Here is a 16,434-nt window from a genome sequence, read left to right as displayed (position 1 = left end):
GGCGCGGTGCGTCGCTGGCTCGACGCGGCGGTCCAGGCCGCCGTCGGTGCGCTGATCGCGCTGGCGGCGTCGCTCGACCGATCGCTCGCACGGCTCTCGGCCGCGTTGCGTGCCCTGATCGCCCGCGAGACGACCGTCACCGAACTGCTGGCCCGGCTCCGCCGGTGGATCGAGCGCGCGGGGACCGCCGAGCGCGCGACCGCTGGGACGGCGTCGACACCGGGGGACGGCGCCGACCCGCCGGCGGCACAGGTCACGATCCGCGAGGCCTGGCGACGCTTCCTGACGCACGTCTCGCTCCCGCGGTACTGGACACACTCGCCGGGCGACATCGCGGCCCACGCCGTCGCCGAGGACGGCCTCCCGCCCGAGGCCGTCCGGACGCTCCGGGACGCCTTCCGCGCGGTCGAGTACGGCGACCGCGGGGCCGACGAGCGGGTCGCGGCCGTCCAGGCGGCCATCGAGGCGATCGAGGCGGCAGCCGACGGGGAGGGCGAGGCCTGATGCGCTGGCGACCCGTCGCGCTCGGGACCGTCGGGCTGCTGGCGACGGCGCTCGCGACCGCCATCGTCTTCGCGCCGGGGGCGCTGGGGATCGACGGCCTGCTCGGGACGCTCGACGCCGTCCCGCCGGCCGCGCTGCTCTCGCTGCTTGGGGTCGCCGTCCTCCTCGTCGGGGCGGTCGCGGCCTGGCCCACCGCCGGTAGCGCCGAGCAGGGGACGACCGGCTACGCGACCGCGATCGAGAGCCCGCCGGAGGCGGCGACCGTCTCCCCGGACTCGCTGGTCGGGGCCGGCTCGACGCGGCCGTCGGCAACGCGATCGAGGGTGACGACGCGGCGATGCGGACTGTCGTCGAGCGGCTCAGCGAGGTAGCGACGACGGCACACGCCCGAGCGGCCGACGGCGAGCGATCGGCCGCCCGCGAGGCGGTCCGTTCCGGGACCTGGACCGACGACCGGATCGCGGCCGCCGTGCTGTCACCCGAGACGCCGTTCCCGGTCGGCGCCCGCCTCCGGCTGTGGCTCGACCCCGAGCGCGAGCGCGAGCGCCGCCTCGACCGAGCCGTCGCCGCCGTCGAGCGACGGGCAACGGAGGGTCGCTGAGATGCGCCGGCGCGTCCACCGCTGGGCCGGCGGGCTGGCCGGCGCGCTCGTCCTCGTCGGGCTGGCGCTGCTCTCGGGCGAGCCGCTCCTCCTGGCGGCGACGGCGATCCCGCTCGCCTACGTCTGCTACGGCGCGCTCTCCAGGGTTCCCGAACCGGTGTCGCTCGGGGCCACGCGCTCCGTCGACGACCGCCCGCTCCCCGGAGCTGGCGGCCGTCGAACTGACCGTCGAGAACACCGGCGAGCGGACGCTGACCGACGTTCGCCTCGTCGACGGCGTTCCGGACGAACTGGCGGTCGTCGACGGGTCGCCCCGGTGTTGCACGGCGCTTCGCCCCGGCGAGACGGTGACCGTCGGCTACACGGTCCGCGCCAAGCGGGGCACACACGCCTTCGCCGACGCCGACGCCCGGGTCCGGCCGCTGGCCGCCAGCGAGGTCGTCACGACCGAGGTCGCCGTCGCCGGCGACACGTCCCTGACCTGTGCCAACGCCGTCGAATCGGGGCCGCTCACCGACGCGACGCTCCCGTTCGCGGGGACACACTCGACCGACAGCGGCGGCAGCGGGCTGGCGTTTCACTCGACGCGGCAGTACCAGTACGGCGACCCGGCCGGCCGGATCGACTGGCGCCGCTACGCCAAGACCACCGACCTGACGACCGTCGACTACCGCGAGCAGCGCGCGGTCAGGACGGTACTGCTCGTCGACGCCCGGCCTCCCGCCCGGGCGACGCCGGACCCCGCCTTCCCGACCGGCGCCGAACTGTCGGCCTACGCCGCCCAGCGGCTGCTGGGGACGCTCTCGCAGGCGGGGGCCGTCACCAGCGTCGCCGCCGTCGGGCTCACGGACGCCGACGTTCCCGGCGGGGTCGATCCCGACGGACTGGTGTGGGTCGACGACAGCGGCAGACACGCCGGCGACCGGGCGGCGCGGGTCGTCGACGGGGTGGGTCGGGCCGCGACGCGCCGGCCGGGCGACAGCGACGATGGGCCGGTGGCGAGCAAACGCACCGAGGCCGACGGCGGTCGGAACGCGATTCGTGCGGTGCTCGCGCGTCTCCCGGCGACGGCCCAGGTCGTCGTCGTCTCCCCGGCGACCGACGAGTGGGCGCACTCGCTGCTGACGGAACTGACCCGGCGGGACTACCCGACGACGCTGGTCAGCCCGGACGTGACGCGCCGTGACTCGCTGGGGGCGTCGGTCCTCGCGCTCGAACGGGCCCAGGGACTGCGCCGGATCGAACACCTCGGAACGGCAGTCGTCGACTGGGACCTGGACCGGCCGCTCGACGCGGCGCTTCGGACGGCAGTGACGGAGGTGTTCGGCGAGTGACCGGCCCGCCGGCGAGGCTGCCGCGGACGAGCCTCGGCGTGGTTCTCGGGCTGACGGCGGTGCTTGTCACCCGTTTGCTCGGGACGGTTCCGGTCGGCCGCCAGGCGGCGGTCGGTGTCCCGGCGGCCGTCGGGCTGGCGGTCGCGCTCGCCCTCGTCGGCGGACAGCGCCGGAGCGCGAGCCGAACGCTGCTCGCGAGCCTCCTGGCGGTCCCGATCGCGGCCGGGGCCGGCGTGGCCTTCGTGTGGACGCTTTCGGCGCTCGTGGTCGCTTCCTTCCCCGTCGCCGGCCCCGCGCTGGCGCGACCGATCCTGGTCGACATCGGGGCGACGGTGCTGGTCGTCGGCGGCTGTCTCCTCGCCGTCTTCGGCGCCGCGGCGGCGACCGCCGGAGCCGTCGACACCGCCCGTGTCGGGCGCTACGCCGGGGTCGTCGCCCGGACCGCGCTGCCCGTGACCGTCGTCGCGGCCGTCGCCCTGGTAATCCCCGTCGCTGGCGTCCTCTCCGCCGACGGCTCGCCGTCGCTCGTAGGCGTCGTCGCCGGGCCGCTGCTGACCCCGACCCCCGGGCGGACCCATCTCGGCGTGTTCCTGTCTCTGGTCGCCGTGACCGCGTGGCTCGGTTCGCGTGCCGTCGGCGCGCTCCCGCTGGCGGAACTCGCGTCGGCGACACCGGAGGGACCGGACATCCGGGCGGCCCTCGGGCGGACCCGCCAGGGCCTGGGAGCGCTCGCACTCCTGGCGCTGCTGGCGGCGCTCGCCGCCGGACTGATCGAACTGCTCGCCGGCCAGTCGGCGATCAGCGAGACGGTCCCGGCGCTCTACGACCTCGCCGTCGCCGTCTCGGGGTCGCCGGCCCTCAGGCTGGCGCTGTGGTGGACGACGCTCGCCGCGCTCGCGGTCGTCCTCGCGGTGTGGCTGCTCCGCCGGACGGTCCGGCGTGCGCCCGGTCGTGTGGGACTCGTGCTGGCGCCGTACGTCGGTGGCGTCGGGCTGACGGCGGCGGCGCTCGTGGCCGGCGGCCCGGTCGTCAGCAGCGGGGCGGCGCTCGTCCGGGCCGAGGCGCCGGCGTTCCTGGCCGGCGCCGTGGACGCCCTCGTCTCGGCTCCGATCGAGTTCTACGGGCCGCGTACCGTCGCGGTGGGGCTCACGGCCGCGTCGCTGCTCGCGCTCGTCGGGGTGACGGGCGCGCTCTGGACCGTCCTGTTCGTCGGCTACGTCGGCGACCGGGGGAGCGAGGCGGCGCTCGCCGGGGCGGGGCTGTTCGTCGCGACGGGAGCCGCGGGGACGCTGTCGGCGTCGCCGGCGCTGGTCCTCGGGGGATCGTCGCCGCCGTCGTCGTCTGGGACGCCGGCGCGTTCGGGGCGACGCTCGGCCGCGAACTCGGGGCGGCCGTCGGCACCCGTCGGACCGAACTGCTCCACGTCGGCGGGACCGTCGCCGTCGGGAGCGTCGGTGCCGGTGTCGCCGCGGCGCTCGCCGGGGGTGCCGGTGGCGCGTTGTCGGTCCCGCCAGGGACCGCGCTCGCCGCGCTCGTCGTCTGTGTCCTGGCCGTCCTGGCGCTGGTCGCCGCCCTCCGGTAGTCAGGGGTCGACGGCAGGCACGTCGACCCGGCCGAGCACGTCCCGGACGACGGCTGCGGGATCGGTCCCGCGCACGTCGGCGTCGGCGGTCAGGACCAGTCGGTGAGCGAACACCTGCTCGACGACCCCGCGGATGTCGTCCGGGACGACGTAGTCGCGTCCGTCGATCACCGCCCGCGCCCTGGCGGCCTCGAACAGCCGCTGGATTCCACGGGGCGAGACGCCAACGTCGACCCGGTCGTCGTCGCGGGTCTCCCGGCCCAGTTCCACGACGTAGTCCCGGAGCGCCCCGTCGACGGCGACCGTCTCGGCGGCCGCCTGGAGCGCGGGGACCTGGCGGTGATCGACGATATCGGCGACGCTCGGGGCCTGTTCGGTCCGGTCGGCCCGGCGGTCGATCAGGTCACGCTCGCCGGCGAAGTCGGGATACCCCATCTCGGTCTTGACGACGAAGCGGTCCCGCTGGGCCTCGGGCAGCCCGAAGGTCCCCTCGTGTTCGACGGGGTTCTGGGTCGCGATGACGAAGAACGGCTCCGGCAGCGGGTGGGTCTGGCCGTCGACGGTCACCTGGCGCTCGCCCATCGCCTCCAGCAGCGCCGCCTGGGTCTTGGGCGGCGCGCGGTTGATCTCGTCGGCGAGCACCACGTTCCCGAAGATCGGGCCGGGCTGGAAGTCGAACTCGCCGCTCGCCTCGTCGTAGACGTTCGAGCCGGTCACGTCCGCGGGCAGCAGGTCCGGCGTGAACTGGATGCGCGAAAAGGAGAGGTCCAGCACGGTCGCAAAGGAGCGCGCGGTCAGCGTCTTGCCGGTCCCGGGCACGTCCTCGAGCAGGACGTGCCCTCTCGCGAGGATCCCAGTCAGCACCGTCTCCAGAAACGACTCGTCGGCCACCACCGCGCTCCCGACCGCGTCGAGGATCCGCTGGCAGGCGACACCGGCGCTCTCGTGGTCCATATCCTGCCCTCGTGGGCCAGCGACAAATACGCTGGTTGTGGTGCGTTCACACGGGGAGAGTATTGCCGTAACTCGTGGTTATAGATGTTTGGAGATATATGCATACTGCACATGACCGACCAGTACGCGTTCGGGACACGCTGTGTGCACGCCGGGCAGGAGGAGCCCGACCCGGCGACGGGCGCGTGTGCTCCCCCGATCTACCAGACCTCCTCGTACGTCTTCGAGGACGCCGAGACGGCGGCCGACCGGTACGCCCTCGAAGACGACGGCAACGTCTACTCCCGCTTCGACAACCCGACAGTGCGGATGCTCGAACACCGGCTTGCTTCCCTGGAGAACGGCGTCGACGCCGTCGCCACCGGGTCGGGGATGGCCGCCCTGGACGCCGGGACGCTCGTGCTCGCGTCGGCCGGCGACAACGTCGTCTCCTCCTCTTCGATCTACGGCGGCACCCACAGCTATCTCACGAGTACCGCCAGCCGGCGGGGGATCGAGGCCCGCTTCGTCGACACGCTCGACCCCGACGCCTACGCCGCGGCCATCGACGACGACACCGCCTACGTCCACGTCGAGGCCATCGGCAACCCCTCGCTTGTGGTCCCGCCCCTCGAAGCGATCGCCGACGTGGCCCACGACCACGGCGTCCCGCTGTTCGTCGACAACACCTTCGGCACGCCGGCGCTGTGTAACCCGCTGGACCACGGTGCGGACATCGTCTGGGAGTCGACGACGAAGTGGATCCACGGCTCGGGCTCGACCGTCGGCGGCGTCCTCGTCGACGGCGGTTCGTTCCCCTGGGGCGACTACCCCGAGAAGTTCCCCGAGATGGGCGCCCAGAACCCCGCCTTCGACACGAACTTCGCCGAGCGGTTCGGGGACAGAGCGTTCGCGATGGCCGCCCGCCAGCGAGGCCTGCGCTCGCTGGGCGACGGCCAGAAACCGTTCGACGCCTGGGCAACGCTCCAGGGGACGGAGACGCTGGCCCTGCGGATGGAGCGCCACTGCGAGAACGCCCTGACCGTCGCCCGACACCTCCAGGACCACCCCGAAGTCTCCTGGGTCACCTACCCCGGCCTCGAATCCCACGAGACCCACGACCTCGCGACCGAGTACCTCTCGGGCGGGTTCGGCGGCGTCGTCACGTTCGGCCTCGACGGCGGCTACGACGCCGGCCGGCAGTTCTGCGAGCGCACAGATCTGGCGAAGTTCCTGGCCAACATCGGCGACGCGAAGACGCTCGTGATCCACCCCGCATCGACGACCCACGCCCAGCTCTCGGCGGCCGAACAGCGCGAGAGCGGCGTCCGGCCGGACCTGGTTCGGATGAGCGTCGGTATCGAGGACCCGGCCGACGTGATCGCCGACATCGACAGCGCCATCGAGGAGGTGCGCTGAGATGCCCGTCGACCACGAGACCGTCTCGCTGGGGGCCTTCGAGTTCCAGTGTGGGGAGACGATCCCCGATCTGGAACTGGCCTACGAGACCTACGGCGAGTTCGAGGGCGACAACGCCGTCCTGGTCTGTCACGCGCTGACCGGCAGCGCCCACGTCGCCTCACAGGGCCGCTTCGAGGACAGCGACCAGGCCTACGCCTGGTGGGACGACATCGTCGGGCCGGGCAAGGCCATCGACACCACCGAGTACTTCGTCGTCTGTGTCAACGTTCCAGGGTCGTGTTACGGCTCCAGCGGCCCGCCGAGTACGAATCCCGAGACGGGCGACCCGTACGGCCCGGAGTTCCCGCCCGTGACGGTCGCCGACTGGACGGAGGCCCAGCGCGCGCTGCTGGACGAACTCGGGATTCCCCACCTCTACGCGGTCGTCGGCGGCAGCGTCGGCGGCATGAACGTCCTGGAGTGGGCCAAACGCCACCCCGACCACGTCGAGAAACTCGTGCCCATCGCCGCCGCCGGTCGGCTGGACCCCCAGTGTCTCGCGCTCGACGGCATCGCCCGCCGGGCGATCACCACCGACCCGAACTGGAACGGGGGGAACTACTACGATGGGGACCACCCCGACGAGGGGCTGGCCCTGGCCCGCGAGATCGGTCACGTCATGTACTTCTCGAAATCCAGCATGGAGCGGCGCTTCGGCCGCCGGGCGGCCACCCGGGAGGCCGAGCGGGCCTTCCCGGTCGACCCCGCCGGGCGTTTCTTCCCGTACCGTGACGTGGAGTCGTATCTCGACTACAACGCCTCGAAGTTCGTCGAGCGGTTCGACGCCAACAGCTACCTCTACCTGACGCGGGCGATGGACAACTACGACCTGGCCAGTGGCTTCGAATCGGACGCCGACGCGCTCGCGGCTTTCGACGGGTCGGCGCTCGTGATGTCCTTTACCGGGGACTGGCACTTCACGACCCAGCAGTCCGAGGCCCTGGCCGACGCGCTGCGGGAGACCGACACCGACGTGGCCCACCACGTCGTCGACTCCGACTACGGCCACGACGCCTTCCTGGTCGAACCGGACAGCGTCGGCCCGCCGCTGGCGGACTTCCTCGATTCGGGGATCGAGGGCAACGCCGTCTCGGACACCGTCGAGGTCGAGACCGAGGAGTCCGACTTCGCGCCGGTCCACAACAGCCTCTTCTCGCGCTAAGCGACTCCTCGACCACGTGGATTCAAGCGACGCCCCCTCCTGTCTCGGGGCAGAACCGATGGTGGCGGGCACACTGGGCGTCGGGTTCGCCGTCCTGGCGGCGGTCGCACTCGCAGCACAGAGCCTCGCTGTCCGCGTGAGCACGCGGACCCGATCCCTGACCGACCTCGTCGCGGGTGTCTTCGCGGTCAACCTTCTCGTCTTGCTCCCGGTCACGGCCGTCGTCTACGGCCCGCCGTACGGACTGACGGCGCGCTCGGTGGTCGCGTTCGCCGTCGGCGGGCTCCTGGGCTCGCTGCTGGCCAGAGTCGCGCTGTTCGTCGGCATCCAGCGACTGGGTGCGAGTCGCGCCGAGCCGCTGAAGTCGACGTTCCCGCTCGTCGCGGTCCTCGGTGCCGTCCTGCTGTTGGACGAACCGCTCACGACGACGCTCGCGGTCGGCGTCGTCCTCCTGGTCGGCGGCGCGGTGGCGGTGTCGTGGGACACTCGGGCCAGCCCCCTCACTCCCGCGGGGCGACGCGCGTGGGTCGATATCGGCTTCCCGCTGGCGGCGGCGCTGTTGCTCGGACTCGATCCGGTGTTCACGAGGACGGGGCTGGCCGAGGGGACGCCCGCACTCGTCGGCGTGACCGTACGGGTCGTCGCCGCGGCGTCGGGGTTCGGGCTGTATCTCCTGGTCCGCAGACTCCGGGAGCGTCGCCCGTGGCCGGCACGACCCGACCGGTGGACGCTGGTGACGGCGCTCGCGAACACCGCCTACCTCGGGACCTACCTCGCGGCACTGGACAGGGCGCCCGTCTCGGTGGTCGCGCCGGTCCTGGGCGCGAGTCCGTTACTCGTCGTCGTCGGCTCGGCCCTGTTCCTGGGGCGCGAGGAACGGGTGACCGCACGGCTCGTCGGGGCCGTCGTCGTCCTCGTCGCCGGCGTCGTGCTGGTCGTCGGGGGCTGAGATTCCGGTAGCCGCCTCCATCGGCAGCCGTGTACGTCGCCGATCACGTAGATCGTCTCGTAGGCGTCCGCCGGTATCCGTCTGTGCTGTGCCTCGACGCCGGGGGAGAATCTGGGTGGTCGCATCTCCTGCCCTCGTCTCGCTTTCCCGGCCGCTGCTAAGTAGCGCTTACTAGGAGCGCTATAGCGCCCTATTGTGCCACGCGGTTCCCGGTGACACACCGACGCTCGACTACGAACCGCCGTCAGGCTGTGGGTCGGCACTCGCTCCCCGCGGTCGCGTGTCCGCGTGCTCGTGGAACGCGATCCGCGCGCCGCCGACCCGGCTCTCCCCGACCGTGATCTCCCAGCCGTGGGCCGACGCGATGTCCCGCACGATCGCGAGTCCGAGTCCGACGCCGTTGGTCCCGCTCGTGTGACGGTACGAGAAGACATCCTCCACGTCGTCCGTCTGAAACCCGGGGCCGTCGTCGGCGACGTAGAACCCGCCGTCTTCCAGCGTCCCGACCCAGACCACGGCGTCGATGGTCCCGTGGTCGACCGCGTTGTCGAACAGGTTCTCGAGGACCGTCCGCAAGCGAGCCCTGTTCGCCGTGACCGTGATCGGACCGAGCGTGACGATCGAGGCCGAGGACGGAGCGACCTCCCGGAACACGCCGACGGCGAACTCGTCGAGCCTGATGGGTTCGGTCGCCCCTCCCAGCGTGTCGTTCCGGACGAGATCGAGCAGGTTCTCCGTCAGCCGGTCCATCCGATCGACGGCCCGGCGGGCCGTCGCCAGATGCTCTTGATCGCTCTCCCGGCCCTCGATGAAGTCGAACTGGCCGGAGATGATCGTCAGCGGGTTCCGGAACTCGTGGGCGATCATGCCGCTGAGGCGGTCGAGCCGCTCGTTTTTCTGTTGCAGACGCCGCTTACGTGTCCGCAGTTTCTGGACCGTCTCGACGCGGTCGACGGCCGTCTCCAGGTTGGCCCGGAACACCCGGACGAGTTCGATGTCGCTCTCGCTGATCGCCTGCGAGGTCGGCGACCCGAGCGTCAACACGTACCGGTCGCCGACGGGGACGACGATCATGCTCCCGCCGCCGTCGCGGGAGACGGCGTCCTGGATCGTCTCCACCTCCTGATAGACCAGGATCTCGTCGTCTGTCAGGGCCTCCCACTGGACCGATTCGCTGCGGTCGTACGTCGGCCTGTCACCGGCGCTCTCGACCAGGGCCGGCGACGCGGCGACCGGGTGGAGCACGTCGCGCTCGGGGTCGTACATCCGAACGGTGTTGTACGGGAACTCCAGCAACTCGACGGCGGCGGCCGTCGCCGTCTCGAACACCGCCTGTCGGGAGTCGCTCTCCATCATCTCCCGGGTGACATCGTGGAGACCACGGAGCTTCAGCGCGGTGTCGGATTCGACGCCGGATGCGGACTCGCCCATGTGTGTACAGAGACGAAATCAGTGGTTTGAATCCTTCTATGTCCGGTACGTACGTCTATTGCGAATCCGGGCCCGAACAGGGGACGCCGCAGGCGTGTGGAACGTGGCGGCCGGACTGTGGAACGTGGCGGCCGGACGATCGTCGTCCGCGCGCGCGAGCGAGGCTTATCCGTGTTCGACCCCAATAGTAGACATGAACGACAGGGATGCGGGCCAGAACCGACAGACCGACTACGTACGCATCGATGTCGGCGTCCTGATCGTCGGTGCGGGGGCCGCTGGCGCCCGGACGGCGATCGAACTCGCCGAGGCCGGCGTCGAGGACGTGCTGGTGCTTGGCAAGCGCGGTCACGGCGACGCCCACACGACGTGGGCCCGTGGCGGCATCAACGGCGCGCTCGGCACCCACGACCCCGAGGACGACTGGACGATCCACGCGGCCGACACGCTGAAAGAGGGGCACTTCCTCAACGATCCCGAGAAGGTCGAGGCCGTCACCCGACAGATGCCCGACCGGTTGCGGGAACTCGACGAGTGGGGGATGGCCTTCTCCCGGACCGAGGACGGCGAGATCGACCAGCGGTACTTCGGCGCCCAGTCGTTCCGGCGGACGGCTTTCGCCGGCGACCACACCGGGGAGTCGATGCTCGACACGCTCGTCGAGCGCGCCCGGGAACTCGAAATCCCCTACCGCGAGAACGTGATGATCACGAAACTCGTCTCGGACGGCTGGACCTGTTACGGCGCCCTCGGATTCGACATGGATACCGGCGAGTTTCTGCTGTTCGACGCCGACCACGTCGTCCTCGCGGCCGGTGGGTACGCGTCGATCTACGACCGCCACACTTCCCGCGACGACGAGAACAACGGCGACGGCCCGGCGCTGGCCTACGACGCCGGAGCGACGCTGCTCGACATGGAGTTCGTCCAGTTCCACCCGACCGGGATGGCCGTCGACGAAGCCGACCCCGACTGGGCGCCCTGGAGCGGCCGCCTCGTCACGGAAGCGGTCCGCGGTGAGGGCGGGCGACTCTACAACGCCGACGGCGAGCGGTTCATGGAGCGGTACTCGCCAGACCAGATGGAACTCGACGCGCGGGATGTCGTCGCCCGTGCGATCGCGACCGAGATCGACGCCGGCCGCGGCACCGAAAACGGCGGCGTCTACCTGGACATCTCCCACCGGGAGAGCGAGTTCATCCGCGAGCGGCTCCCCCGGATGTCCGAGCGCTTCGCGGCGCTGGGCGTCGACATGGCCGACGGGCCCGTCGAGGTCGCGCCGACGGCCCACTACGGCATGGGTGGGGTCGAGGTCGACGACGACGGCCAGACCGATGTCGAGAACCTCTACGCGATCGGCGAGACGATGGCTGGGGTCCACGGCGCGAACCGACTGGGCGGCAACTCCCTGGCCGAGACCGTCGCCTACGGCGTCGTCGCCGGGAGTCACCTCGCGGCGCGCTCCGACGGGGCGGGAGCGATCCCCGAGTCCCTCGTCGGGAGCGTCGTCGAGCCCCACTTCGCCGGGCTGGCGGCGACCGCCGACACCGACGGCGAGACCGAGATCCGGGACCTCGTGACCGAACTCCAGCACGTCATGTGGGACCACGCGGGGATCCTGCGTGACGAGGCTGGACTCCGTTCGGGACTGGACGCAGTCGCGGACATCCGCCGCCGTGCGGACGACGCGGCCGTGGGACCGCCAAGCAGCGAGTCCTTCGAGTTCGCCGTCGACCTCGGGTTCATGCTGACCGCGGCAGAGGCGGTCCTCCGGGGGGCGCTCGAACGCACGGAGTCCCGCGGGGCACACTACCGGACCGACCACGAGGAGCGTGACCCCGACTGGCAGTGCAACATCAGGCTGGAACGGGCCGATCTCGGGCGGATGCGGTCCGAAACGGTCCCCATCGGGTCCCCCAGCGAGGCCGTCCAGGCGGCGCTGGACGCCGGCTACGAACTGGACTACCACCAGCTGGAGTAACCATACCGCGTTTCGGGATCGGTTCCGACTGCCACCTGTCTTTATCACCTCTCGATGTCAACTGACGAGTATGTCAGACATGTCAACGAGTGCCGACGCAGACGAGGTCGCGTTCGGCCAGACGGTGTACGACGACGAGGGGACCGCGCTGGGGACGATCCGCGGGTTCGACGAACACGGCTTCTACGTCACGGCCGACGAGGGGATCGAGGCACTCTCCAGCGAGCACATCGCCACCGGCTCGGCCGGCGAGGCCGAACTGATGTGGCGCTGCTGGGAGTGTGGCGAGATGGGCAAGATCGACGAACTCCCCGAGTCCTGTCCGGCCTGTGACGCGCCCAAAGAGGAGATCTACTACTGGCAGGAGGACTGACCGCGACGGTCGGTGTGGTCACCGGACAACTCAGGCGCTCTCGCGGACGAGCCGGTCGACGACCGCGGGCGCGAGCCCCGCCACGGCGGCCTGGTCTCTCGACTCCGGGAGCGCGAACCGGACGGTGGTCCGGGTCCGCCGCTCGACGATGGCACGGCCGTCCTCGTCGAGGACTACGGCGTGTGTGACGGCGTCGCCGGGGAGTCGCGCGAGCGCGTCGATCGTCTCCAGCGTGGCCGGGGCCGTCCCCTGGGTCCGGTCGGTCCCGGCGGTCACGCCCGGGTTCGCGGCCAGTCGCTCCAGTGCAGTCTGCTGGTCGCCCGCGAGCGTGTCCCGCCGGCCGAGTTCGATGTCGACGGCGACGGCCTCGGGCGAGCCGGGCGCGTGATCCAGCGCCGTCGCGAACACGTCCATCCCCGCCGGTTCGTCGGGGTCGGTCAGTTCGAGCCGGTACCGCTGTGCCGTCTCCGGCCAGGTCAGTTCCGCGTCCGCGTCGACCCCGCCGCGGTCCCAGGCCTCGACGATCGCGTCGGCGAGTCGGTCGACGCCGACCTCGTCGATGGCCTCGGCCACGCGGGCGGCCTCGCGGTCGTCGTCATCGTCCATACCGTTCGTTCGGCGCGGGCAGCGAAGTGGCTGGCGGTCCCGGGCGAGTCACACCTGTTTTGTCCCGGCCGCCCCTCCCGTCGGTATGGATATCGTCGTCGTCGGTGCGGGGAGCCTCGGCAGCCTGCTGGGCGGGCTGCTCGCCCGCGAACACGACGTGGTGCTGGTCGGGCGCGAGCCACACGTCGGGGCCGTCTCGGACGGCGGACTGGCGGTCACGGGGCTCGAACAGTTCCGGGTTCACCCGACCGCTCGGACCGACCTCCCGGCCGGCGGCGACCTCGCCGTCGTCGCGGTCAAAGCCTACGACACGGCCGCCGTGGCGGCTGATCTGGCCGACTGCGCGTTCGACGCCTGTCTCTCGGTCCAGAACGGACTGGGCAACGAGGCGATCCTCGCCGACGCCGTCGACTGTCCGGTCCTGGCCGGGACCTGCACGTACGGTGCCCGGCTGGCCTCTCCCGGAACCGTCGAGTTCACCGGTCGCGGCGAACTGACGCTGGGGGCACCGGCCGGCGGCCACAGCGCGGTCGCCGACGACGTTGCCGGGGCGTTCCGGGCGGCCGGCGTCGAGTCGACGGCCGCCGAGGACATGCCGACACGGCTCTGGGAGAAACTCGCGGTCAACGCCGCCATCAACGCGACGACCGCGCTGGCCCGCGTCGAGAACGGCGCGCTGGCCCGCCAACCCGGGGACGGCCTCGCCGACGGTGCCGCTCGGGAGACCGCCCGCGTCGCCCGCGAGCAGGGTGTCGACCTCCCGACCGACCGCGCGCTGTCGCTGACCGAGCAGGTGATCCGGGACACCGCCGCCAACCGGTCGTCGATGCGTCAGGACATCGAGGCCGGCCAGCGGACGGAGGTCGACGCGATCAACGGGGCCGTTGTCGACCGCGCCCGGGAGCCGGTGCCGGTCAACGAGACGCTGGCGCGGCTGGTCCGGACCTGGGAGCGAGCGCGGGACTTGCGTTAGTTACGCTTGATGACGTACAGCGCCGCCCCGCCGCCCAGGACCAGCGCGAACACGTAGCTGGCGACCCGGTAGAGGATGGCGATGGCGGTCGCACCGACGGGATCGATCGGCGTCAGCGTGTAGACGAGCAGCCCCAGCGCCGCCTCGACGGCGCCGGACCCGCCCGGCGAGGGCACCAGCCCGGCGAGCGTCGAGGCGGGGACGATGAAGAAGACGAGCACCAGCGGGATCGACTCCCCGACGGCCATCGCGGCGGCGTACAGCGGCAGCGCGAAGAAGACCCAGCCCACGTAGGAGAAGGAGAGCGCTTTGACGAGCGCCCGCCGGTCGCGGGCGATGCGCTGGAACGCCGTCTCGGTCTCGTGGAGGCGCTCGCGCAGCCCGTCGAGCGTCACGAAGCGGGTCCGGCGGGCGACCGGCGCCGCGAGCCTGAGTAACCCGCGTCTGAGCGCCCCGCGGAAGCGCCAGCCGACGGCGGCGACGAGCGGGACGCCAACCGAGAGGACGACCAGCCCGCCGGCCAGCGGTTCGATCGCCGGCGGGAGCTGTGCCTGATACAGCAGAGCGGCGAAGCCGACGCCCGCGAACGTGACGAACGGGAAGAGGTTGAGCAGGTCCGCAGTGACCACACTCGCCAGGCTGTCCTGGTAGCTGGCCTCGGTGTCCCGCGAGAGGACGTAGGCGATGAACGGTTCGCCGCCGGCCTGGCCCAGCGGCGTGACGTAGTTGGCGAAGGTCGCGGCGTAGTAGGTGACCACGAGCCGCGAGAACCGCTCCTCGATCCCGGCGACGGCGAGGACGATCTGCCAGGCTTTCCCCCAGGCGACCAGACACAGCGCGGTCGAGAGACAGCCGACGGCCAGCCAGCCCCACTCCGAGCCACGCAGGCGCGCCTGTACCTCGGCGGTCCCGACGAAATCCACCAGGAAGTAGAGGACGATCGCCGCGACACCGAAACCCAGCAGGATCTGGGCGACGGTGCGCCGGTCGGCGAACTCCAGGGGGGCGTCGTTTGCTCCGCTCACGGTCGCGTCAGTCGATGTACCCCAGATCCTGGAGTCGGTCTTTGGTGTCGTCGTCCATCTCGTCTAACACGTCGCCGTCGGCGCCGTCGGCCTCGTCGGGCCAGTCGGCGTCGACCTCGTCGACGAACGCCCACAGCGCGTCCCGCAGGGCGTCGATCGCGGGGTCGTCCGCGTCGGCGACGTTGTCGGTCTCGCCGGGATCGGTGTCGACGTGGTAGGCCTCGTCGGGGACCCGCGTGCAGTGGATGAACTTGTCCTCGGGAGTGCGTGCGGCGCCCATCCGGGAGTAAAACCGGGATTGCTCGTCCAGTTCGATCCCCGCGGCGCTCGCCTTCCCCTCCAGCTGGCGCAGCTCCACGACGGGCTGGTGGTACTCGACGAAGCCCACGTCGCCCCGGTCGGTGCCGCCCACGTCGTCGGCAAAGTCGCGGTACTCAGCCGAGAGGAGCGACCGGGCGGTGTCGAGTGACTTCCCCCGCCCCGTCGCCCCGGCGGCGTCCAGCACGGTGTGATAGAGGTCGACGAGTTCGACCGTGGTCTCCGCGTCACGCTCGGGATCGATGTCGGGGTGTTTCACCAGCAGCGGGACGTTCACGAGCGGGTCGTAGATGCCGAACTCGTGGCCGTACAGGTCGTGCTCCCCGTGGAGTTCGCCGTGGTCGGCACAGACGACGACGGTGGTGTCCTCCCACTGGCCGGTCTCCTTGAGATGCGAGAAGAGCCGATCCAGTTGGTCGTCGATGTGGGCCAGTTCGGCGTCGTACAGGCCCCTGATCGCCGCCCACTCCTCGTCGTCGATGTCGCGGGCGCCGCAGTTGTACTCCTTGGAGTTCTGGCAGACTTCGGTGGAGTCGACGCCCGGCGCGAACTCCTCGGCGTACTCCTCGGGCGGGTGGTAGGGCAGGTGGGCGTCCATCAGGTTGATGAACGCGAAGAAGTCCTCAGAGTCGTCGACGAAGTCGATCGTCTTGTCGATGACCTGTGGGGTCTTGGTGTCGCCGCCACCGCCCTCCGCGAGGTGTTCGTGGATCTTGTTGCCGATCTGGACCATCCGGTCGGCGACCGACCGGAGGGTGTCGTTGTCGTTCATCGTCTTCCAGACGCTCGCCAGCGGCCCCGAGAGCAGTTCACTGGGCATGATCTGGAAGAAGTTGTCGTGGTCGCCGAAGCCGGCGGTCAGGTTGGTGTAGCTCGTGATCCAGGCGTTCGAGGAGTAACAGGCGGTGTCGTAGCCGGCGGCCGACAGCGACTCGGCCAGCGTGGTCGCGCCCTCTAGGTAGGGGTCCTCCTGGGTCGCCCCGTGTTCGCTGGGGTAGAGGCCCGTGAACAGCGAGGCGTGGACCGGCAGGGTCCAGGGCGCCGGTGCGACGGCGTTGTCGAAGACGGCGGCCTCCTCGGCGAACTCGGCGAGGTGGGGCGTGGTCTCCAGTTCGGGGTCGTAGACGGACAGGCGGTCCTTCCGGACCGTGTCCAGGACGACGAACAGCACGTTCGACCCGTCGGCGTCGGTCATGGGCGT

The 16,434-nt window shown here is 71.3% G+C and carries 16 protein-coding genes; 11 read left to right on the top strand and 5 right to left on the bottom strand.

Annotated elements, in window-relative coordinates; all coding sequences use genetic code 11:
- Window positions 1-6: 6 nt before the first annotated feature.
- From P1L40_RS07415 to P1L40_RS07395, 5 genes are all read left to right on the top strand, one after another.
- Complete coding sequence (locus P1L40_RS07415; RefSeq protein WP_284010692.1) at window positions 7-504, top strand: DUF4129 domain-containing protein; 498 nt, start codon at window positions 7-9, stop codon at window positions 502-504.
- Entirely contained in the window at window positions 504-875 is a 372-nt protein-coding gene (locus P1L40_RS07410; RefSeq protein ID WP_284010691.1) for a hypothetical protein, read from the top strand. The genes P1L40_RS07415 and P1L40_RS07410 overlap by 1 nt, the downstream gene beginning before the upstream one ends.
- A complete protein-coding gene (locus P1L40_RS07405) occupies window positions 842-1,105 on the top strand; it encodes a DUF7269 family protein (RefSeq protein WP_284010690.1) in 264 nt (87 codons plus the stop codon). Before P1L40_RS07410 ends, P1L40_RS07405 begins: the two co-directional genes overlap by 34 nt.
- Window positions 1,021-2,439 (top strand): DUF58 domain-containing protein, encoded by a 1,419-nt coding sequence (locus P1L40_RS07400; RefSeq protein ID WP_284010689.1) that lies wholly within the window; start codon window positions 1,021-1,023, stop codon window positions 2,437-2,439. Before P1L40_RS07405 ends, P1L40_RS07400 begins: the two co-directional genes overlap by 85 nt.
- Window positions 2,440-2,683: 244 nt before the next feature.
- Window positions 2,684-4,021, top strand: a complete 1,338-nt coding sequence (locus P1L40_RS07395) for a DUF7519 family protein (protein WP_419181208.1) — start codon at window positions 2,684-2,686, stop codon at window positions 4,019-4,021.
- Here P1L40_RS07395 and P1L40_RS07390 read toward each other — a convergent pair whose 3' ends face one another.
- Window positions 4,022-4,975: an AAA family ATPase gene (locus tag P1L40_RS07390; RefSeq protein WP_284010687.1), complete on the bottom strand. Its 954-nt coding sequence runs from the start codon at window positions 4,973-4,975 to the stop codon at window positions 4,022-4,024.
- Window positions 4,976-5,086: 111 nt separating this feature from the next.
- Here P1L40_RS07390 and P1L40_RS07385 point away from each other — a divergent pair, with 111 nt between their 5' ends.
- Genes P1L40_RS07385 through P1L40_RS07375 form a run of 3 tightly spaced genes read left to right on the top strand, consistent with a single transcriptional unit; the run spans window position 5,087 to window position 8,526 of the window.
- Entirely contained in the window at window positions 5,087-6,373 is a 1,287-nt protein-coding gene (locus tag P1L40_RS07385) for an O-acetylhomoserine aminocarboxypropyltransferase/cysteine synthase family protein (protein WP_284010686.1), read from the top strand.
- 1 nt (window position 6,374) lies between these two features.
- A complete protein-coding gene (gene metX / locus P1L40_RS07380; protein WP_284010685.1) occupies window positions 6,375-7,577 on the top strand; it encodes a homoserine O-acetyltransferase MetX in 1,203 nt (400 codons plus the stop codon).
- A gap of 16 nt (window positions 7,578-7,593) precedes the next feature.
- Window positions 7,594-8,526: an EamA family transporter gene (locus tag P1L40_RS07375; RefSeq protein ID WP_284010684.1), complete on the top strand. Its 933-nt coding sequence runs from the start codon at window positions 7,594-7,596 to the stop codon at window positions 8,524-8,526.
- Window positions 8,527-8,757: 231 nt separating this feature from the next.
- On the opposite strand, the gene P1L40_RS07370 is transcribed toward P1L40_RS07375, so the two are convergent.
- The gene (locus P1L40_RS07370; protein WP_284010683.1) at window positions 8,758-9,957 is read right to left on the bottom strand and encodes a sensor histidine kinase; all 1,200 of its coding nucleotides are present in this window, start codon (window positions 9,955-9,957) and stop codon (window positions 8,758-8,760) included.
- Between the two features lie 193 nt (window positions 9,958-10,150).
- Here P1L40_RS07370 and P1L40_RS07365 point away from each other — a divergent pair, with 193 nt between their 5' ends.
- Window positions 10,151-11,938, top strand: a complete 1,788-nt coding sequence (locus P1L40_RS07365; protein WP_284010682.1) for an L-aspartate oxidase — start codon at window positions 10,151-10,153, stop codon at window positions 11,936-11,938.
- A 70-nt stretch (window positions 11,939-12,008) separates the two neighbouring features.
- A complete protein-coding gene (locus P1L40_RS07360; RefSeq protein WP_284010681.1) occupies window positions 12,009-12,311 on the top strand; it encodes a DUF7130 family rubredoxin-like protein in 303 nt (100 codons plus the stop codon).
- Between the two features lie 30 nt (window positions 12,312-12,341).
- Here the strand turns inward: P1L40_RS07360 and P1L40_RS07355 are convergent, their stop codons facing one another.
- Window positions 12,342-12,917 carry a hypothetical protein gene (locus tag P1L40_RS07355; RefSeq protein ID WP_284010680.1) on the bottom strand — a complete coding sequence of 192 codons (576 nt, stop codon included), beginning with the start codon at window positions 12,915-12,917 and terminating at the stop codon, window positions 12,342-12,344.
- Window positions 12,918-13,002: 85 nt separating this feature from the next.
- On the opposite strand from P1L40_RS07355, the gene P1L40_RS07350 reads away from it, so the two are divergent.
- On the top strand, window positions 13,003-13,890 hold the full coding sequence (locus P1L40_RS07350; RefSeq protein ID WP_284010679.1) for a ketopantoate reductase family protein: 888 nt from the start codon (window positions 13,003-13,005) through the stop codon (window positions 13,888-13,890).
- On the opposite strand, the gene P1L40_RS07345 is transcribed toward P1L40_RS07350, so the two are convergent.
- Window positions 13,887-14,915 (bottom strand): lysylphosphatidylglycerol synthase transmembrane domain-containing protein, encoded by a 1,029-nt coding sequence (locus tag P1L40_RS07345; RefSeq protein ID WP_284010678.1) that lies wholly within the window; start codon window positions 14,913-14,915, stop codon window positions 13,887-13,889. The two genes, P1L40_RS07350 and P1L40_RS07345, sit on opposite strands and share 4 nt — an antisense overlap.
- Window positions 14,916-14,922: 7 nt before the next feature.
- Window positions 14,923-16,428, bottom strand: coding sequence for a sulfatase family protein (locus P1L40_RS07340; RefSeq protein ID WP_284010677.1), 1,506 nt, complete (start codon window positions 16,426-16,428; stop codon window positions 14,923-14,925).
- Between the last annotated feature and the right edge of the window lie 6 nt (window positions 16,429-16,434).

The sequence above is a fragment of the Haloarcula pelagica genome (assembly GCF_030127105.1).
Lineage (GTDB): Archaea > Halobacteriota > Halobacteria > Halobacteriales > Haloarculaceae > Haloarcula > Haloarcula pelagica.
The sequence above is the reverse complement of the archived record's forward strand: the minus strand, read 5'-3'. Positions and strand labels throughout refer to the sequence as shown.

What these genes read in the sequence shown, in the direction of transcription:
- P1L40_RS07410 (WP_284010691.1), top strand. Translation starts at nt 504, where the DNA reads ATGCGCTGGCGACCCGTCGCGCTCGGGACCGTCGGGCTGCTGGCGACG.
- P1L40_RS07405 (WP_284010690.1), top strand. Translation starts at nt 842, where the DNA reads ATGCGGACTGTCGTCGAGCGGCTCAGCGAGGTAGCGACGACGGCACAC.
- P1L40_RS07390 (WP_284010687.1), bottom strand. Translation starts at nt 4,975, where the DNA reads ATGGACCACGAGAGCGCCGGTGTCGCCTGCCAGCGGATCCTCGACGCG.
- P1L40_RS07385 (WP_284010686.1), top strand. Translation starts at nt 5,087, where the DNA reads ATGACCGACCAGTACGCGTTCGGGACACGCTGTGTGCACGCCGGGCAG.
- metX (WP_284010685.1), top strand. Translation starts at nt 6,375, where the DNA reads ATGCCCGTCGACCACGAGACCGTCTCGCTGGGGGCCTTCGAGTTCCAG.
- P1L40_RS07370 (WP_284010683.1), bottom strand. Translation starts at nt 9,957, where the DNA reads ATGGGCGAGTCCGCATCCGGCGTCGAATCCGACACCGCGCTGAAGCTC.
- P1L40_RS07365 (WP_284010682.1), top strand. Translation starts at nt 10,151, where the DNA reads ATGAACGACAGGGATGCGGGCCAGAACCGACAGACCGACTACGTACGC.
- P1L40_RS07360 (WP_284010681.1), top strand. Translation starts at nt 12,009, where the DNA reads ATGTCAGACATGTCAACGAGTGCCGACGCAGACGAGGTCGCGTTCGGC.
- P1L40_RS07355 (WP_284010680.1), bottom strand. Translation starts at nt 12,917, where the DNA reads ATGGACGATGACGACGACCGCGAGGCCGCCCGCGTGGCCGAGGCCATC.
- P1L40_RS07350 (WP_284010679.1), top strand. Translation starts at nt 13,003, where the DNA reads ATGGATATCGTCGTCGTCGGTGCGGGGAGCCTCGGCAGCCTGCTGGGC.
- P1L40_RS07340 (WP_284010677.1), bottom strand. Translation starts at nt 16,428, where the DNA reads ATGACCGACGCCGACGGGTCGAACGTGCTGTTCGTCGTCCTGGACACG.